The organism is Isoptericola sp. GX10416, assembly GCF_056590155.1.
This window is the reverse complement of sequence record NZ_JBWPVO010000002.1, coordinates 203604-219772: the sequence shown is the minus strand read 5'-3', so window position 1 is coordinate 219772 and position 16169 is coordinate 203604. Positions and strand designations below refer to the sequence as shown.

Sequence of the window (16169 nt, the reverse complement as noted above, 5' to 3'; positions counted from 1 at the left end):
GGCTCGGCCGGATGATGCCCGCAACCGGCCCGACCGCAGCAACCCCGGAACCGGCCGCCTGGCACCCCGACCTGCTGGGCGACGGTTTCGAGGCGCGCACGCTGTCGCTGCCCGACGGCGCCGAGGCCACCCTCGTGCGGTACACGCCCTCGGTGGCACCCGGGGGCCACCCGGCGCGGGTGGCCGTGCTGGCGGTGCACGGGTTCGTGGACTACTTCTTCCACCCGCACGTGGCCCGCGCGCTCGCCGCCGGAGGGTACGCGTTCTACGCCGTGGACCTGCGCGGGCACGGACGCTCCTGGGACGCCCACGCGGCGGCGGGCCGCGACCCGAACCAGGTGCCGGACATCGCCGTCTACGCCCAGGACCTGGACGCCGCCGCCGCCGCCGTGCGGGAGGCGGGGCACGAGCGGCTCGTCGTGCTCGGCCACTCCACGGGCGGTCTGGTCGCCCCGCTGTGGGCCGCCGCGCGGCCCGGCCGAGCGGACGCCCTGGTGCTCAACAGCCCGTGGTTCCGGCTCAACAAGCCCCGCCTCACGCGGTGGGCGGCGACGGCGATGGTGGAGACGGTCGCTCCCGTGGCGCCCCGGACCGTCGTGAGCCACCTGGTCGCGGACTACGCCCGCGCCCTGCACGCGGCGCACGGCGGCGAGTGGGAGTTCGACCCCGCCTGGAAGTGGCACGAACCCTTCGCCGTGCGGGCGGCGTGGCTGCGCTCCGTGCTGCGGTCCCAGCGGCGGCTCGCCCGCGGCCTGGACCTGGAGGTCCCGGTGCTGGTGCTCGCCTCCGACCGGTCCAGCCGCGACGAGCACCTGACGACCGACAGCGTGCTGGACGTGGAGCACATGCGGTCGGTCGCACCGGCGCTCGGCGACGACGTCAGCCATATGACGATCCGCAGCGGCGCCCACGACCTGGCGCTCTCCCCCGCTCCGGCCCGCGACGAGTTCCTGGGCGCCGTCGTCGACTGGCTCGACGCGTCCGTCTGAGCGCGGCTCGCCGTCATGTCCGATTCCCGCTAGCCCTGCGCCGCTGCCACGCGCGAGGATGGGTCTCGTGACCATCCAGACCGCACCGGACCCGGTGTTCGCCGAGCGCTACCGAGCGATCGCCGCACGCGACGTCCGGTTCGACGGCCAGTTCTTCACCGCCGTGCACACCACGGGCATCTACTGCCGCCCCTCCTGCCCGGCCCGCACGCCGCGCCCCGAGAACGTCTCCTTCTACCTCACGAGCGCCGCCGCGCACGGCGCCGGGTACCGCGCCTGCAAGCGCTGCCTGCCGGAGGCCACGCCCGGCACCCCGGCCTGGGACCTGCGCGGTGACCTCGCGGGCCGCGCCATGCGGCTCGTCGCCGACGGCGTCGTGGACCGCGAAGGCGTCGACGGCCTGGCCGCGCGCCTCGGGTACAGCCCTCGGCACGTGTCCCGGGTGCTGCGGGAGGATCTCGGCGCCGCACCCCTCACCCTCGCCCGGGCGCACCGCGCGCAGACCGCCCGCACGCTGCTGACCAGCACCGACCTTCCCGTCGCGGACGTGGCGTTCGCCGCCGGGTTCGGCAGCATCCGCCAGCTCAACGACACCGTCCGGGAGATCTTCGCGACCACGCCCACGGAGCTCCGGGCGCGTCGCGCCGGCGCCGCCCTCGCGTCCGCCCGGACCGAGACCGCCGACCGCGTGCGCCTGCACGTCACGCTGCCCGTGCGGGAACCCTTCGACGCCGCCGGGACCGTCGCCTACCTGGGGGCGCGCGCCGTCGAGGGCGTCGAGACCGCCACGACCGACGGCCCCGAGGTCACCTACGCCCGCACGCTCCTGCTCCCCCACGGACCGGGAGCCGTGCACGTGAGCGTCGGCGCCGCCGTCGGCCCCGGACGGGTGGCGCTGCGCCTTGAGCTCGCGTCCCTGCAGGACGTCGCCACCGCCGTCGCCCGCGTGCGGCGCCTGCTCGACCTCGACGCCGACCCGGTCGCCGTGGACACCGCACTCGGCGCCGACCCCGCGCTCGCCGCGAGCGTCGCCGCGACGCCGGGCACCCGCGTCCCGGGAGCCGCCGACCCGCACGAGCTGGTGGTGCGCGCCATCGTCGGCCAGCAGATCTCCGTCGCGGCCGCCCGCACCCACCTCGGCCGTCTCGCCGCGGCGGCCGGCACGCCGTACGACTCCGGGTTCGCCGGCCTGACGCGGCTGTTCCCCACGGCGGGACAGGTCGCCGACGACGACGGCACCCACCTCGCGCTGCCCACCCGCCAACGGCAGACGGTCACCGCCACCGCCCGCGCGCTGGCCGACGGCACGCTCGACGTCGACATCGGCGCCGACGCCGCCACCCTGCGCACCGACCTGGAGACCCGCCCCGGGATCGGCCCCTGGACGTCCGGGTACGTCGCGCTACGCGTGCTGGGACATCCCGACACCTGGCTCACCGGCGACGTGGCGCTGCGGGCCGGCGCCCGCGCCCTCGGGCTGCCCGACGACCACCGCGCGCTCGCCGAGCGCGCCGACTCCTGGGCGCCCTGGCGCTCCTACGCCGCCCGGCACGTCTGGCGTGCCGCCGCCCCGATCGGAAGGACCCTCGCATGACCGCCTCGACCACCCTCGACACGCCCGACGGCCCGTTCACGATCGTCGCCGACGACGGCGTCGTGCTCGCCTCCGGCTGGACCGACGACGTCGCGTCCCTGCTCGCGCTGATCCACCCCGGCCTGCTGCCGGGCGGCGCGGACGTCCCCGCCGTGGCCGAGTCGGCCCCTGAGGTGGCGGGCCCCGCCACGGCGGTGCGTGCCTACTACACCGGCGACCCGACCGCCGTCGGGCAGGTGCCCGTGCGGCAACGCTCCGGCCCCTTCCGCCAGCACGCGTGGGAGGTGCTGCGCACCGTGCCCGCGGGCGCCCCGCTCACCTACACCGAGTACGCCGACCGGGCGGGACGGCCCGCAGCCGTGCGCGCCGCCGCCGGGGCGTGCGCCCGCAACGCCGCCGCGCTGTTCGTCCCGTGCCACCGGGTGCTGCGCAGCGACGGCACGCTCGGCGGCTTCCGCTACGGACTGCTTATCAAGGAGGCGCTGCTCGCCCGCGAACGCGCCGCGGCCTGACCGCCCAGCGGTCCAGGTGCGGCTCAGCGGTCAGCTCTCCTGGGGCCGCCGGGCGGGACCGTCGTCCGCGTGGTCGTCGTCGTACGCGTCGTCGTCTTCGTCGTCGTCTTCGTCGTCGGCGTCGTCGTCGTACGGGTCGTCGTCGGCCTCTTCGGGCATCTCGTTCGGGTAGAGCGCCGCCTCGTCCACCTTGCCCGTGCGGAATCCCGCGCGGCTGAGCAGGTGGGCCGCGACCGGTGCCGTCGCCAGCTGGAACACCGCCACCAGCACGAGCATGGAGACCGCCGACCAGCTGCGCACCCGCAGGGCGAGGGCCAGGAGGAGCAGGAGCAGCCCGAGCACCTGCGGCTTGGTCACGACGTGCATCCGGTCGAGCAACGTCGGGAACCGCAGGACGCCGACGCCGGCTGCGAACGTCAGGAAGGCGCCGACCAGGAGGCACAGCGCCGCCACGACGTCCATGATCGTCGTCCACGTGCTGGCGTCGACCTCGGTCATGAGCGCCCCTCCTCGTCGGCCGGGCCGGTCTCGCGAGGCGCACCGGCCTCGGGCGGCGGGTCCCAGGCGGACCGGTCAGCCTGTGCAGCACGGGCGCCGAACCGGGAGATGACCACCGAGCCGACGAATCCCACCAGGGAGAACGCCAGCAGGATCGGCACCGTCTCGGTGCGGCGCGACCAGACCGCCTCGATGGCGATCGCGCACACCAGGCTCGCCGTGAACAGGTCCAGCCCGAGGGCCCGGTCGAGCATGGTGGGGCCACGCTCCATGCGCACCAGCGCCATCAGGGCGGCGCAGGTGACCAGCACCGCCGCGATCACGACGACCACGATCATCAGCTTCCCACCTCTCGCTGGTCCGCCGACCGCTTGGCGAGCCCGGTCCGCTCGAGGACGGCGTCAGCGGCGAAGGCGCGCAGCACGCGCTCCTCGAGCTGCTGGACGTTGCGTCGTACGCCCTCCGGCCCGCCCGAGCTGTCGATGTCCAGCACGTGCACGAACACTCGGCCCGTCCGCCGGCTGGCCTCCACCGCGAGCGACCCGGGCACCAGGGTGGCCAGGATCGCCGTGAGCGTGAGGAGGACGTCGTCCGGGTTGCGCAGCTGCACCCGGACGATGGCGCCCTCCGGTCCCGGCCCGGGACGCAGCGCCGTCCAGGCGATCTGGAGCGACGCGACGACGAGGTCGGCGACGAACCGCAGCGCGAGGCGGCAGAACGGCAGGACCCGGAAGTGCGCGTCGGCAGGGACCGGCGGCAGGGGGAAGGCGATCACCACCACGACACCGAGCGCGGTGCCCGCGATGACGTTGGCCCAGGAGAGGTCGCCCCAGAGCAGCACCCAGACGGCGGCGAGCATCGCCACGGCCGGCCACTGCGTGATCGGGTTCTTCAGCCTGCGCCGCACGGCACGGGTGCGACGGCGCCGTTGATCGGTCATGAGCCCTCGCCCTCCTCGGAGACCTCCACCGACTCGCCCTGGCCACGCTCCGCACCGCCCGGGTACACGGCGTTGACATAGGTGAAGCCGTCCATCGAGGTCCGCGCGGCCCGCTCCGCGTACCCGTAGAGCGGCCCGGCGACCACGGTCAGCGCGAGGCCGAAGGCGATGAGGGCACCCGTCGGCAGCACCAGTCCCCGGGGCAGGGCACGGTCGGGGACGATGTCGGACGGCGCATCCTGCCAGAACGCCTTGTTCCACGCCTTCACCACGGCGTAGAGCGTCAGCAGCGACGTGGCGACCGAACCCACGACGAGCGCCCACGCGAGGCCCGACCCGTCCCGCACGCCCTCGGTGATCAACCCGACCTTGCCGAGGAACCCGGAGAACGGCGGGATGCCCGCGAGGTTCATCGCCGGGACGAAGAACAGGATCGCCAGCACGGGGGCGAGGCGGGCGAGACCGCCCAGCCGGTCCAGCGACGTGGACCCGCCCCGCCACTCGACAAGACCCACCACGAGGAACAACGCCGTCTGGACAGAGATGTGGTGCACGACGTAGAAGATCGCGGCCGCGGTCCCCCCCTCGGAGGCGAGGGCGACACCGAAGATCATGTAGCCGATGTGACTGACCAGGGTGAACGACAGCAGCCGCTTCACGTCGTTCTGCGCGACGGCACCCAGGATGCCGATCAGCATCGTGGCCAGCGCGAGAGCCATCAGCACCTGGTCGACGGCAGCACTGCTGGGGAACAGCAACGTCTGGGTCCGCAGGATCGCATAGACACCCACCTTGGTCAGCAGGCCGGCGAAGACCGCGGTCACCGGTGCTGGCGCCGTCGGGTAGGAGTCCGGGAGCCAGGCGGCCAGCGGGAAGATCGCCGCCTTGATGCCGAACGCCAGGAGCAGCAGCGCCTGCAGCGCCACCCGCACCGTGGGGTCGATCTCAGGCAGGCGCTCGGCGAGCTGTGCCATGTTCACGGTGCCCGTCGCGCCGTAGATCAGCGCGATCGCCGTGAGGAAGAGCAGCGACGACATGACCGTCACGACGATGTACACCGACCCCGCGCGGACCCGTTCGGCGGTGCCACCGAGCGTCAGCAGCACCGACGACGCCGCGAGCAGGATCTCGAAACCGACGTAGAGGTTGAACAGGTCGCCGGTCAGGAACGCGTTGGCGACGCCGGCGGCGAGCACCAGGTAGGTCGGGTGGAAGATCGCGACCGGGATGGTGCCGCCCACGCGGCCGTCCCCGGCCGGGTCGTCCTCCCCCTCCGCGATGCCCTGCCCGAGCGAGTAGAGCAGCACGCACAGCAGCACCACGCCGCTCACCGTGACCATGAGGGCCGACAACCTGTCGGCCACCAGCGCGATACCGACCGGTGCCGCCCAGCCGCCGACGTCGACCACCACCGGGCCGTTGTCGGCCGCCCAGATCAGGCCCGCCGACGCCGCCGTCGTGATCGACAGCGCCGCGACGCTGACGATCCGCTGGACGTTGGCGTACCGGTGCAGGGCGAGCGTCAGGCCGGCGGCGAAGAGCGGCACCAGCACGGGCAGCGGGACGAGGGTCTGGACGGACCACAGTGCAGCGGTGTCGATCATCGCGGTCCCTCCCCGGGCTCCGGCTCGTCGCCGTCGCCACGTTCGCGCTCGACACGTTCCCGCTCAGCGCGCTCCAGGACCTCGTCGTAGAGCCCGGCGGCCTCCTCGTCCAACGTCTCGCCCGTCTCCGCCGCGTCGGTGTCGACGAACGCCGGCTCGTTGACGGCCGCCTGGCGCGCCACCCGCCGGTCCTCGACGTCGTCAGCGACCTCGTCGTGGCCGTGGAGCTGCCACGAGCGGTACGCCATGGCCAGGATGAAGGCCGACAGGGCGAGCGTGATGACGATCGCCGTGAGGATCATCGCCTGCGCGAGGGGGTCGCTCATCCGGACGGTCGGCGGCGCGTTGCCCACGATGGGCGAGGCACCGGCGCGGCCGCCGGCCACGAGAAGCATGAGGTTGGCACCGTTGCTCAGCAGGATGATGCCGAGCAGCACCCGCGTGAGCGGACGCTCCAGCAGCAGGTAGACGCCGGCGCCGCACAGCACCCCGACGGCGAGGACGAGCACGAGGGACGGGGTGTTCTCCAGGACGATCACGAGGCCACCTCGGTGCGTGCGGCGGGCCGGGAGGGGGTGTCGCTCTGCCGGTCTATCTCGGCGCCCAGCGTGCGCAGCAGGTCGAGGACCAGGCCGATGACCACGAGCATCACGCCGATGTCGAAGAAGAGCGACGTCACCATGTGTACCGTGCCCAGCACGGGGACGTGCAGGTCGATGATGACGCTCTCCAGAACCTCGTTGCCGGTCAGGAGCGCAACGAGACCGACCCCCGCGGAGAGGAAGAGGCCGGTGCCGAGCAGCAGGCCGGGCTGCAGGGGCAGCGCCTCACCCAGCTCGTACCTGCCGCCCGCCAGGTAGCGCACGGTCAGCGCGATACCCACCATCAGGCCGGCGGCGAACCCTCCGCCCGGGTAGTTGTGCCCGCTGAACAGCAGGAACAGCCCCACCAGGACCATGGCGTGGAAGATGAGGCGGGTGACCACCTCGAACATCACCGAGCGCCGCTCGGGGTCCAGGGTGCGTCCGGCCACGATCCACACGTCTCGGGTCTGTTCGTCCGAGGCGTCGCCGTCGACCTGCGACAGCCGCAGCATCTCCCCGCTGCGCTGCCGCAGGAAGACCATCGAGGCGACGCCCGTGGCCGCGACGAGGATCACGGAGATCTCCCCGACGGTGTCCCACGAGCGGATGTCGACCAGCGTCACGTTGACGATGTTGTTGCCGCCGCCGTACTCCACGGCCTCGTCGGGGAAGTCCACGCTGATCGGGTCGGCGACCCGCGCCAGCGGTGCGGTGAACGTCAGGGCCATCATGACCGCGCCGGTGACGACGGCGAGGGCGAGCCGCACCCAGCGGCTGGCCGGCAGCGGCCGGTCGGAGAAGTACGACGGCATCCGGCGCAGGACGAGCACCAGGACGACGAGCGTCACCGTCTCGGTCAGCACCTGCGTCAGCGCCAGGTCCGGTGCGCCGTGCAGGAGGAACAGCCCGGCGTTGGCGTAGCCCGCCACACCGACCATCACGACGGCCTTGAGCCGCCGGCGTGCGCGCGTGGCGAGGATCGCGGCGATCACGACCACCACTACGACGGCAGCCTGCGCCGGCTGGTCCCAGGCGACCGCCGCGGGCTCGACGGTGGTGCCGAGCAGCAGGCCCGAGGCGATCACCGCTCCCGGCGCCAGAGCGAGCACCACGAGGATGATGCCCAGGTAGACCGGCAGGGAGCCGCGCTGCGTCGCACCCGTGACGTCGGCCGCGACGTCGTCCAGGCGGCGCATCGTCCGGCGGTACACCAGGTCGGCCGCCCGCGGCGACCAGAGACGGTCCTGCAGTCGTTCGACCCGCTGCCGCTGCCAGAAAAGGACGGCGCCACCGGCGAGCACCAGGGCCGACAGCCCGAGCGCCGGTGTCAGCCCGGCCCAGAGGACGAGGTGTCCGGGCTCGCCCGCGGGGTATTCGTCGGCGTAGGGGCCGAGCAGCCGCTCGCCCATCGCCGGTGCCAGCCCGGCGAGGAGCCCCAGCAGGCCGAGGGTCAGCGGGGGCAGGATGAGCATCCACGAGCGGCGGTGCACCGGCGTCGGCTCGTGCGCCGCGCCGTCGGCAGCTCGCTTCGTCGCGAACGCGCCCCACAGGAACCGCAGGCTGTAGGCGACCGTCAGCCCGGAGCCGGCGACGACGGCGACCAGCGCCGCCGCCATGTATCCGCCACCGCCGTGCGTCGCGTCGTGCCACAGTCCTTCGAGCGCCGCCTCCTTCGCCACGAATCCCGCGAACGGAGGCAGGCCGATCATCGAGGCAGTGGCGAGCGCGGCAGCCGTGGCCGCCACCGGCATCGAGCGCCACAGACCGGAGAGCTTGCGCATGTCCCGGGTGCCCGCGGCCACGTCCACCGCGCCGGCCACGAGGAACAGTGCGCCTTTGAACATCGCGTGCGCGCCCAGCATCGCGAGCCCGGCGAGCGCGAGCGCGCGGCTCTCCATGCCGACCAGCAGCACGATCAGCCCGAGCTGCGAGACGGTTCCGAAGGCCAGGATGAGCTTGAGGTCGTGCTGGCGCAGCGCCCGGTAGCCACCGAGCAGCAGCGTGCCACCACCCAGGAGGAGGACGAGCCAGCGCCAGACGGCCGCGTCGGCGAAGGCGGGGGCGAACCGGGCCACCAGGTAGACGCCGGCCTTGACCATCGCCGCGGCGTGCAGGTAGGCGGAGACCGGTGTGGGGGCGGCCATGGCGGCCGGCAGCCAGAAGTGGAACGGGATGAGTGCTGCTTTGGTCGCGGCGCCCGCCAGCAGGCACACGATGGCGACGACGGCGGGGGCACCGGTGGGTGGATTCGCCACCACCTCCGAGATGCGCCAGGTGTCCGCGGCGACCCCGAGCACGATGAGGCCGACCAGCATCGCCAGCCCGCCCGCCGTCGTGATGACGATCGCCTGCATGGCGGCCCGGCGGGAGGCTTTGCGGTCCGCGTAGTGCCCGATCAGCAGGTAGGAGAAGACCGTGGTCAACTCCCAGAAGATGAACAGGAGCAGCAGGTCGTCCGCCGTGACGACGCCGATCATCGCGCCGGCGAAGGCCGTCAGGACGGCGGCGAACCGGCCGGTGCCCTCCGCGTCCCGGGAGAAGTACGCCGAGCAGTACACGAGCACGAGGGCTCCGACACCGCCGACGACGACGAGCATCAGCCACGACAGCGTGTCGAGCCGCAGGTCGATCGAGAGATCGAGGCCGGGGACCCACGGCGTGCTCGAGACGGGGAAGTCGCCCGCCTGGACGCGACCCGTGCTGGCCAGGGCGTAGGCCGCGGCCGCAGCAGGACCGATGGAGAGCACCCAGAACGCCTGCCGTCCCAGCCGGGCGACCAGCGCCGGCGCGGCGAGCGCGAGCGCGAAGGTGAGCAGCAGGACCGGCAGCACAGGTCTCCGTCCGTCAGGGGGCGGGGGAGGCTTTACTCTATCCGATCGGTCGGGTTGGCCGTGACGCGCTGCGCCGCTCCTAGAGGTCCTCGGGCGCCAGCAGGAACTCCGACTCGTCCGCGATCTCGCCGCCGACGGCCCCCTGGATCGCGGCCGCGACCTTCCCCACCAGGTCCGCCGCACGGCGTCGCGCCACCACGAGCGCAGGCTGCGGGAACTCACGCTGGGCCTCGTGCAGGTCCGGCGGGTCCCACACGACGCGGTAGCAGATGGCGCCGCCGGCCGCCCACGGCAGCTCCTTGACCAGGAGCGGCAGCACCTCGTCACCGCTGACCTCCACTGTGACGTATCCGTCATGGCCGAGGTCGACCGTGAGGCCGTAGCCGTCCAGCACCACCGGCTCCTGGAGCGCCGCGATGTCGAAGTCGTCCGCCTTGGCGTGCAGCTCGCGGCGCACGTCGGGATCCATCTTCTCGCCCGGGTAGAGCGGCTTGTCGGCGATGCCAGGAGGCGGGCCCTGGTAGTCGGCGCCCTCCGTGGCGAGCACGGCGCGCGGGTGCACCTCCTGCATGACCCGGTGAGCGGCCTGCGGGTCCAGCCAGATGTCGGACCAGACAGTGAGGTCGACGGCGGCACCCGGGTCCGGGGTGAGCACGACGCCGGCACCCGGTCCACGCCGTGCGGCCTCCGCCGGGTCCCACAGTGCGGCGACGTCGAGCCGCGCCGAACCGCCCAGCCGGCGGGCCGCCGCGACGAGCCAGGCGACGACGCGCTCCTCCTCGCGGTTCGGCAGCCCCCCGGGGAAGGCCCGGGCGATCCCGTCGCGGTCCCCTCCCCCGGGGAACGGCGGGTCGTCCCAGCGCTCCCGCGGGGTGATCACGTCGAACACCATCTCGGTGCTGCTGGGCAGCCCGAGGTCCATGCCGTCGGCCCGCGGGGCGTAGGGGCCGTGCACGTGGCTGTGGCGACTCAGCCGCAGCACGCCCGGCTCCCCCGGTGCAGCGATCCGGCCGGCCGGCAGGTCGGCACCGGGCAGCGTGGACGGCGCCACGTCCCAGCGCGCGCCCGAGAACCGGGACATCGCCAGCACCTCGACCTCGTCGACCTGGACGTCGGCGGGCACGGCAAGCAGGTGCCGGGCCTGGTGACCCTGCGTGGTCGCACGAGGCAGCGGTGGCAGGGACGGTGACGACTGCTTGGCCATCTGACGGAGCTCCTTCCGGGACCGGGGCGCCGCGTCGTACCTGGTCGTGGACCCCGCGCGGCGGGACCGAGCGTACCGACGTCGGCCACCCCGGTAGTACGCGCTCATACGTCCGAGCGGTGGAAGGACTTCCAGGACCGGCTCGCCGTCGGGCCACGCTGGCCCTGGTACCGCGAACCGTAGCGCTCCGAGCCGTACGGGTGCTCGGCCGGCGAGGAGAGCCGGAAGAAGCAGAGCTGGCCGATCTTCATCCCCGGCCACAGGGTGATCGGCAGGGTCGCCACGTTGCTCAGCTCGAGGGTGACGTGCCCTGAGAAGCCGGGGTCGATGAAGCCCGCCGTGCTGTGCGTCAGCAGGCCGAGACGCCCGAGGCTGGACTTCCCCTCCAGCCGCGCAGCGACGTCGTCCGGCAGCGTGACGGCCTCGTACGTGGAGCCGAGGACGAACTCGCCCGGGTGCAGCACCATGGGCTCCTCGGGGTCCACCTCGACGAGGCGGGTGAGCTCGGGCTGCTCCTGCGAGGGATCGATGTACGGGTACCGGTGGTTGTCGAACAGCCGGAAGAACCGGTCGAGCCGCACGTCGATGCTCGACGGCTGGACCATCGCCGGGTCGTAGGGATCCAGGGCGACGCGCCCGGCGTCGAGCTCGGCACGGATGTCGCGGTCGGAGAGCAGCACGTGGACACGGTAGTCGGCCGCACCTGGCCGTGCACCGTGGTCTCGCAGGGCGGGTCCGTCGGTGCCCCGCGAGGGCCGGCGCCGTGCGGCGCGCACCCCGGTTTCGGCGTCGGGCGGGGTGTTGGGTATGATCAGGACGCGCATCGTCGTGAACGATCGTGCGGGTGTAGTTCAATGGTAGAACTTCAGCTTCCCAAGCTGATAGCGCGGGTTCGATTCCCGTCACCCGCTCCAGCAGGTTTCCGCAGGTCAGCGACTTCGCAACGGGGTCATGCACCGTCTGCGAACTTCCTCCCGGGTCATCCCGACGGGCCGACATGGGCGCGACCGACGGGTTGATCCTCGGGGAAGTGGTCGAGGGCGCCAAGGAGCAGCGGGCCTACCCATAGCGATCGCCCTCCCTCGACGAGTACGGCGACGCCCCACCGACCCTGTTGCGGGGGCGGCACCCTCTGGCCCGGCGACTACGGGCGGGAAGGTTCCCAGGCAGTGTCGAGGATCTTCTGGATGAGCGCCGCCATCTTGTCGTCGCTGTACAGCTTGATGCGCGACTTCGCGAGCTCGCAGCACTCGCCGTCGACGCGGTTCCCGACGACCCACACCACACAGACCGTGCCGTCTTCCTCGACGCGATAGATGATCCGGTAGTCCCGATCGCCCACGACGAGCTTGCGGAAGGTCGCGAGGTTCCCTCCGGTCCTGCTGCCGAGCGGGGCGCCGCGTTGTTCGGGGGATTCCTCAAGCTTCTTCATGGCCTTGAGGACCAATTTCCGGGCGGACCCGTCGAGGTCGCGGACATCGTCTCGCGCCTCGTCGGTCAGTAGGGCCTTCGCCACGATCAGTCCTGATCAACGAGGTCGATATCGAACTCGGCTGCGACGTCGTCGAGGGTGTGGCGGACCCCGCTGTCGGTCAGGGTCCGGGTGTAGGCGATCGCTAGCATTCGCAGGTCCTCCTCCAGTTCTTCGACCCTGTCGAGTCGTTCCATCGTCCGCACGGACACGAGTGCGGCGGTGGGCTCGTTGTTCTTGAGGACAACCACAGTCCGGCCGTTCGCGACGTCGCTGGTGAGACGGCCGAGGCTGCGTCCGGCTTCGGTGACACTGAGCATGTCGCGGGTGTCGGTTCTCATGGGACTCTCTCTTCGTCTCCTGCCGGGCATCGGGCCCCGGGATATCTGTCACAGAATTCTATGCAGAATCTGTCGCACTTGAGGTCACGTTTTGGTCACAACGTGCGAGACGCCTGACCGGTGCGGCGTGCGACCCGCGGTGGCACCATGAGAGCGCAGCGGAGGACGGGAGCGAGGAGGGCACGATGGCCGACAGCGCCGGGATGCCGGAACGGCGTCCGGACGGCCGCGAGGAGTCGCCGGAGGAACGGTCGGACCGCAACTGGGTCGAGCTCCTCCAGGAGCTCCGGGTCATGCAGACGGGCGTGCAGATCCTCACCGGGTTCCTGCTGATCCTGCCCTTCCAGTCCCGGTTCCAGGACCTCGACGCGTTCCAGCGCAACGTCTACCTGGCCGACCTGCTCACCTGCATCCTGGCCACGGGACTGTTCGTCGCGCCTGTCGCGATCCACCGGGCGCTGTTCCGCAAGCACCTCAAGCTGTCGGTCGTCACGGTCGGCGACCGCATGACCCGCGTCGCCCTGGTGCTCCTCGCCGTCGCGCTGTCCTGCACCGCGCTGCTCGTGTTCGACGTGGTCCTGGACCGCACCGCGGGACTCGTCGTCGGCAGCGGGTGCGCCGTGCTGTTGCTGGGGCTCTGGGCGGTGCTGCCTATGGTCGTCCGACGCCGACACTGAAACATATAACAGGCGAAAAGGACATTCCTTCTCGACAGGCACGTTCCGCACTTCATCGATACGCTCCGACAAATCGATGTCGATCGGCTCGGGGGCCTCGATATGTCGCTTCGCTTTCCTGTCGTCGCCGCTATCGTGGGCGCCCTTCTCCTGGTCGACGCCACCGCTGCCACGGCTTCGCCTGATCTGCGGGATCCGCACTCCGGCAGCCCGGTGACCTGGGAGTCCACCGTCGACTCGTCACGATTCGGACGGTCGTCGGCGAACGACGGCATCCGTGCGCTCTCGACGGCCGCCACCACCAGCACGAAGCGGCACACGGTCCAGGTCGTCGTCGCGACGCCGAAGAACATCCCCAAGAAGCGCGTGAAGAAATGGGTCCGCGGTACCGACGTCGACCGGCTCCTGAAGAAGACGTCGAGCTACTGGTCGAAGCAGTCCCGCGGCAAGGTGAAGTTCGTCCGGTCGGGAAAGGTGCGTCGCATCAACACGGGCGACGGGGCGTGCCGCACCACCAAGCAGGTGCTCAAGCAGGTCAAGCGCGGCGGCAAGAAGCACTACGGCAAGGGTTGGTACAGCTCGAGCACCCGCGGGCCGGACCGCCGCGCCCACCTCGTGGTGCTCTTCCCCTACCGCAGTGGCGACTACCCGGGCGGCTCCCGTTACGGCAAGACCTGCCGCGGGAAGGTCGGCCTCGGCTCGATGCCGTCCAAGGCCGGGCGCAACTCACCGGGCGGATGGACGTTCTCGCTCTTCGGCGGGCCGAACGGTCAGCGTTCCGGGCAGCGGTGGAACCACCCCCAGTACGAGAAGGGCGTGGCCACGCTCGCCCACGAGCTCGCGCACAACATGGGCCTCGAGCACTCGGGTGTCGGCTGGTGCCGGGGCAAGGCGGACGGGAGCTTCTCGAGCAAGCGCTGCGGCGCCGCCGAGGGCCTGGACCCGCTCGACCTGATGGGGGCCGAGTTCGCCGCGGACGGCGTCCCCTCGCTCTCCGGCGCCCAGAAGCGCCGGCTGGGCGTGCTGCCGACGTCCGAGCAGCGATACATGAGCAAGAAGAAGGGCAGCCGGACCGTGACCCTCACCGCGCGGGACCGGGACACGAAGCGGCCCACGCTGGTCCGCGCCCGTGACCCGCGCACGGGCGACGTCTACTTCATCGAGCTGCGGCGCAAGGAGTCCGGCGTGCGCTACCCGTACACGCGGCTGCCCTACCGGGCGTCCTCCGACTACACGGTGCGGTACGGCGTCACCGTCAGCCGGCTGGCGCCCAAGAGCTCCAGGTGGGCCTACCCGGGAGAGCATCTCGTGGTGCCGATGGGCCGGGAGTCGAAGCGGCGCTCGACCATGAAGCAGGGGCAGACGTTCACCAGCCGCAGCGGCCACCTGAAGATCAAGGTGGTCGACGTCGGCAAGGGGAAGAAGAACGCGAAGCTCCGGATCACCTTCCGCTGACGGCGGTCACTCCCCCGGACGCCGGCGGGGGCGGAGCCGGACGTCCGGGAGGGCGGGAGCACGCAGCGGTCCGCTCGCGTACCCGTCGACCCGCCCGAAGCGCCGCCCCGCCGATCCCTCCTCGTAGTCCGTGCCGCCGTCGTCCCCCTCGGCGACCTGCGCGGACCAGTCGGCGCGCGCCTGGACGATCTCCTCGTGGCTGCGCCCCACGAAGTTCCACCACATGACGACGTCCTCGCCGAACGGCGTACCGCCGATGAGCACGGCCCGGACCGGCGCCGCGCCGGCCGCCACGACCAGCCGGGTGCGTCCCGGACCGGAGTAGGCGAGCGCGCCGACCGGCACGGGCACGTCCTCGAGCCGGGCGTCCCCTGCGTCGACGAGGAGCCCGTGCTCGAACCCGGGGTCGACGTCGAGCTCGACCGACGCCCCGGCGTCGAGGTCGAGCTGTGCCCCCACGAGCGGCGTCCACGTGCGGGCCGGGGAGACCAGCGCCTCGCCGGCCACCCGCAGCGTGCCCATGAACACCTGCACCCGGGCGCCCTCGTGCGTGGCCACCGGCAGGTCGGCGTGGTGCTCGAAGGTGGGCTCGCCGTCCTTCGCCTCGCGCGGCAGCACGGTCCAGAGCTGGACGCCGTGCAGGGTCGGCGGCCGCGGGTGCTCGGCCGTCCCCTGCGGCGACTCCTCCGAGTGCGAGATGCCCCGGCCGGCCGTCATGAGGTTGAGCTCGCCCGGGCGCACGGTCCGCAGCGAACCGACGGAGTCGCGGTGCAAGACCTCGCCGGCGAACAACCAGCTCACGGTCTGCAGGCCGATGTGCGGGTGGGGCGGTACCTGCATGCCCGCGGACACCGACACGTCGTCCGGGCCGTAGTGGTCGCAGAAGCACCAGGCACCGATCAGGGACCGGCGGCGCTGCGGGATGGTGCGGCGGACGTTCATGGCGCGCGGGCCGCCGAGCGGGACGTCGCGCGCCTCCAGCAGCTCGATCCCGCCGACGGCACGTCCGGCCTCGCACACCTGCTCGGCGGGACGCGTCTCGAGGTTGCTCATGGGCCCGAGGCTACGCGCGGTCGCGCTCCCACGGACGGCCGAGGCCCCCCGGGGCGGCCGGGGGGCCTCGGCATCACCGCGTTCCCCGGCGATCGCTGTCGGGGCGCTGCGTCGACGTCACAGCTCCGGACCCCCTGCCGACCCGGTCGAGGCCTGACGCGTCGTCGCCCCGGCCGGCCCGTTCTCCGCAGAGGCCCCCGGACGCGGCTGGTCTTCCGGCGCCGCCGGACACCCGTGTCGTCACCCACGGCCCGCACTCGGTGCGGATCGGCCCGTCGTTCTCCGGTCGACCTTCGTCCCGACGGCCTGCGCCCCTCCCACGTCACCGTGATCCGAGCCACATTCTGTCGAGACCGATAGCCACGTTTCTAGACCCGCTGGAGAAGGTCTGCAAGGGGTGCGCGGAGGAAGATTTT

At 72.4% G+C, this 16169-nt stretch carries 16 protein-coding genes and 1 tRNA gene; 6 read left to right on the top strand and 11 right to left on the bottom strand.

Features of this window, described 5'->3' with window-relative positions:
• The first annotated feature begins 11 nt into the window (after window positions 1-11).
• The 3 genes from ACWAT2_RS04820 to ACWAT2_RS04810 all read left to right on the top strand — a co-directional run bounded on the left by ACWAT2_RS04820 (window position 12) and on the right by ACWAT2_RS04810 (window position 3095).
• Entirely contained in the window at window positions 12-989 is a 978-nt protein-coding gene (locus tag ACWAT2_RS04820) for an alpha/beta hydrolase (RefSeq protein ID WP_402373469.1), read from the top strand.
• Between the two features lie 67 nt (window positions 990-1056).
• Entirely contained in the window at window positions 1057-2583 is a 1527-nt protein-coding gene (locus ACWAT2_RS04815; RefSeq protein ID WP_480048555.1) for an AlkA N-terminal domain-containing protein, read from the top strand.
• On the top strand, window positions 2580-3095 hold the full coding sequence (locus tag ACWAT2_RS04810; protein ID WP_402373463.1) for a methylated-DNA--[protein]-cysteine S-methyltransferase: 516 nt from the start codon (window positions 2580-2582) through the stop codon (window positions 3093-3095). The genes ACWAT2_RS04815 and ACWAT2_RS04810 overlap by 4 nt, the downstream gene beginning before the upstream one ends.
• A gap of 30 nt (window positions 3096-3125) precedes the next feature.
• On the opposite strand, the gene mnhG is transcribed toward ACWAT2_RS04810, so the two are convergent.
• The 8 genes from mnhG to dcd all read right to left on the bottom strand — a co-directional run bounded on the left by mnhG (window position 3126) and on the right by dcd (window position 11436).
• Window positions 3126-3593, bottom strand: a complete 468-nt coding sequence (mnhG, locus tag ACWAT2_RS04805) for a monovalent cation/H(+) antiporter subunit G (RefSeq protein ID WP_402373460.1) — start codon at window positions 3591-3593, stop codon at window positions 3126-3128.
• Window positions 3590-3931 carry an MrpF/PhaF family protein gene (locus tag ACWAT2_RS04800; RefSeq protein ID WP_402373458.1) on the bottom strand — a complete coding sequence of 114 codons (342 nt, stop codon included), beginning with the start codon at window positions 3929-3931 and terminating at the stop codon, window positions 3590-3592. Before ACWAT2_RS04800 ends, mnhG begins: the two co-directional genes overlap by 4 nt.
• Window positions 3931-4533: a Na+/H+ antiporter subunit E gene (locus ACWAT2_RS04795; protein WP_402373455.1), complete on the bottom strand. Its 603-nt coding sequence runs from the start codon at window positions 4531-4533 to the stop codon at window positions 3931-3933. Before ACWAT2_RS04795 ends, ACWAT2_RS04800 begins: the two co-directional genes overlap by 1 nt.
• The gene (locus ACWAT2_RS04790; RefSeq protein WP_402373453.1) at window positions 4530-6137 is read right to left on the bottom strand and encodes a Na+/H+ antiporter subunit D; all 1608 of its coding nucleotides are present in this window, start codon (window positions 6135-6137) and stop codon (window positions 4530-4532) included. The genes ACWAT2_RS04795 and ACWAT2_RS04790 overlap by 4 nt, the downstream gene beginning before the upstream one ends.
• Window positions 6134-6676: a Na(+)/H(+) antiporter subunit C gene (locus tag ACWAT2_RS04785; RefSeq protein ID WP_402373451.1), complete on the bottom strand. Its 543-nt coding sequence runs from the start codon at window positions 6674-6676 to the stop codon at window positions 6134-6136. Before ACWAT2_RS04785 ends, ACWAT2_RS04790 begins: the two co-directional genes overlap by 4 nt.
• On the bottom strand, window positions 6673-9552 hold the full coding sequence (locus tag ACWAT2_RS04780; RefSeq protein WP_402373449.1) for a Na+/H+ antiporter subunit A: 2880 nt from the start codon (window positions 9550-9552) through the stop codon (window positions 6673-6675). Before ACWAT2_RS04780 ends, ACWAT2_RS04785 begins: the two co-directional genes overlap by 4 nt.
• A 79-nt stretch (window positions 9553-9631) precedes the next feature.
• On the bottom strand, window positions 9632-10756 hold the full coding sequence (locus ACWAT2_RS04775) for a hypothetical protein (RefSeq protein WP_402373447.1): 1125 nt from the start codon (window positions 10754-10756) through the stop codon (window positions 9632-9634).
• Window positions 10757-10860: 104 nt separating this feature from the next.
• Window positions 10861-11436, bottom strand: a complete 576-nt coding sequence (dcd, locus tag ACWAT2_RS04770; RefSeq protein WP_402373446.1) for a dCTP deaminase — start codon at window positions 11434-11436, stop codon at window positions 10861-10863.
• Window positions 11437-11596: 160 nt separating this feature from the next.
• Here dcd and ACWAT2_RS04765 point away from each other — a divergent pair.
• Window positions 11597-11670 (top strand) — tRNA-Gly (locus tag ACWAT2_RS04765).
• Between the two features lie 230 nt (window positions 11671-11900).
• On the opposite strand, the gene ACWAT2_RS04760 is transcribed toward ACWAT2_RS04765, so the two are convergent.
• Complete coding sequence (locus ACWAT2_RS04760; RefSeq protein WP_402373443.1) at window positions 11901-12272, bottom strand: type II toxin-antitoxin system RelE family toxin; 372 nt, start codon at window positions 12270-12272, stop codon at window positions 11901-11903.
• 2 nt (window positions 12273-12274) lie between these two features.
• Complete coding sequence (locus tag ACWAT2_RS04755; protein ID WP_402373440.1) at window positions 12275-12568, bottom strand: type II toxin-antitoxin system Phd/YefM family antitoxin; 294 nt, start codon at window positions 12566-12568, stop codon at window positions 12275-12277.
• Between the two features lie 185 nt (window positions 12569-12753).
• Between ACWAT2_RS04755 and ACWAT2_RS04750 the strand changes: the two genes are divergently transcribed.
• Both ACWAT2_RS04750 and ACWAT2_RS04745 read left to right on the top strand, forming a co-directional pair.
• Entirely contained in the window at window positions 12754-13245 is a 492-nt protein-coding gene (locus ACWAT2_RS04750) for a DUF6328 family protein (protein ID WP_402373438.1), read from the top strand.
• Window positions 13246-13380: 135 nt separating this feature from the next.
• Window positions 13381-14700, top strand: coding sequence for a hypothetical protein (locus ACWAT2_RS04745; protein ID WP_402373436.1), 1320 nt, complete (start codon window positions 13381-13383; stop codon window positions 14698-14700).
• 6 nt (window positions 14701-14706) lie between these two features.
• Here the strand turns inward: ACWAT2_RS04745 and ACWAT2_RS04740 are convergent, their stop codons facing one another.
• Entirely contained in the window at window positions 14707-15753 is a 1047-nt protein-coding gene (locus ACWAT2_RS04740) for a pirin family protein (RefSeq protein WP_402373433.1), read from the bottom strand.
• Window positions 15754-16169: the final 416 nt, after the last annotated feature.

Bases quoted from the DNA above. Each gene is read 5' to 3' on its own strand.
- ACWAT2_RS04820 (WP_402373469.1), top strand. From the start codon at position 12: ATGATGCCCGCAACCGGCCCGACCGCAGCAACCCCGGAACCGGCCGCC.
- ACWAT2_RS04810 (WP_402373463.1), top strand. From the start codon at position 2,580: ATGACCGCCTCGACCACCCTCGACACGCCCGACGGCCCGTTCACGATC.
- mnhG (WP_402373460.1), bottom strand. From the start codon at position 3,593: ATGACCGAGGTCGACGCCAGCACGTGGACGACGATCATGGACGTCGTG.
- ACWAT2_RS04800 (WP_402373458.1), bottom strand. From the start codon at position 3,931: ATGATCGTGGTCGTCGTGATCGCGGCGGTGCTGGTCACCTGCGCCGCC.
- ACWAT2_RS04795 (WP_402373455.1), bottom strand. From the start codon at position 4,533: ATGACCGATCAACGGCGCCGTCGCACCCGTGCCGTGCGGCGCAGGCTG.
- ACWAT2_RS04790 (WP_402373453.1), bottom strand. From the start codon at position 6,137: ATGATCGACACCGCTGCACTGTGGTCCGTCCAGACCCTCGTCCCGCTG.
- ACWAT2_RS04775 (WP_402373447.1), bottom strand. From the start codon at position 10,756: ATGGCCAAGCAGTCGTCACCGTCCCTGCCACCGCTGCCTCGTGCGACC.
- ACWAT2_RS04755 (WP_402373440.1), bottom strand. From the start codon at position 12,568: ATGAGAACCGACACCCGCGACATGCTCAGTGTCACCGAAGCCGGACGC.
- ACWAT2_RS04750 (WP_402373438.1), top strand. From the start codon at position 12,754: ATGGCCGACAGCGCCGGGATGCCGGAACGGCGTCCGGACGGCCGCGAG.
- ACWAT2_RS04740 (WP_402373433.1), bottom strand. From the start codon at position 15,753: ATGAGCAACCTCGAGACGCGTCCCGCCGAGCAGGTGTGCGAGGCCGGA.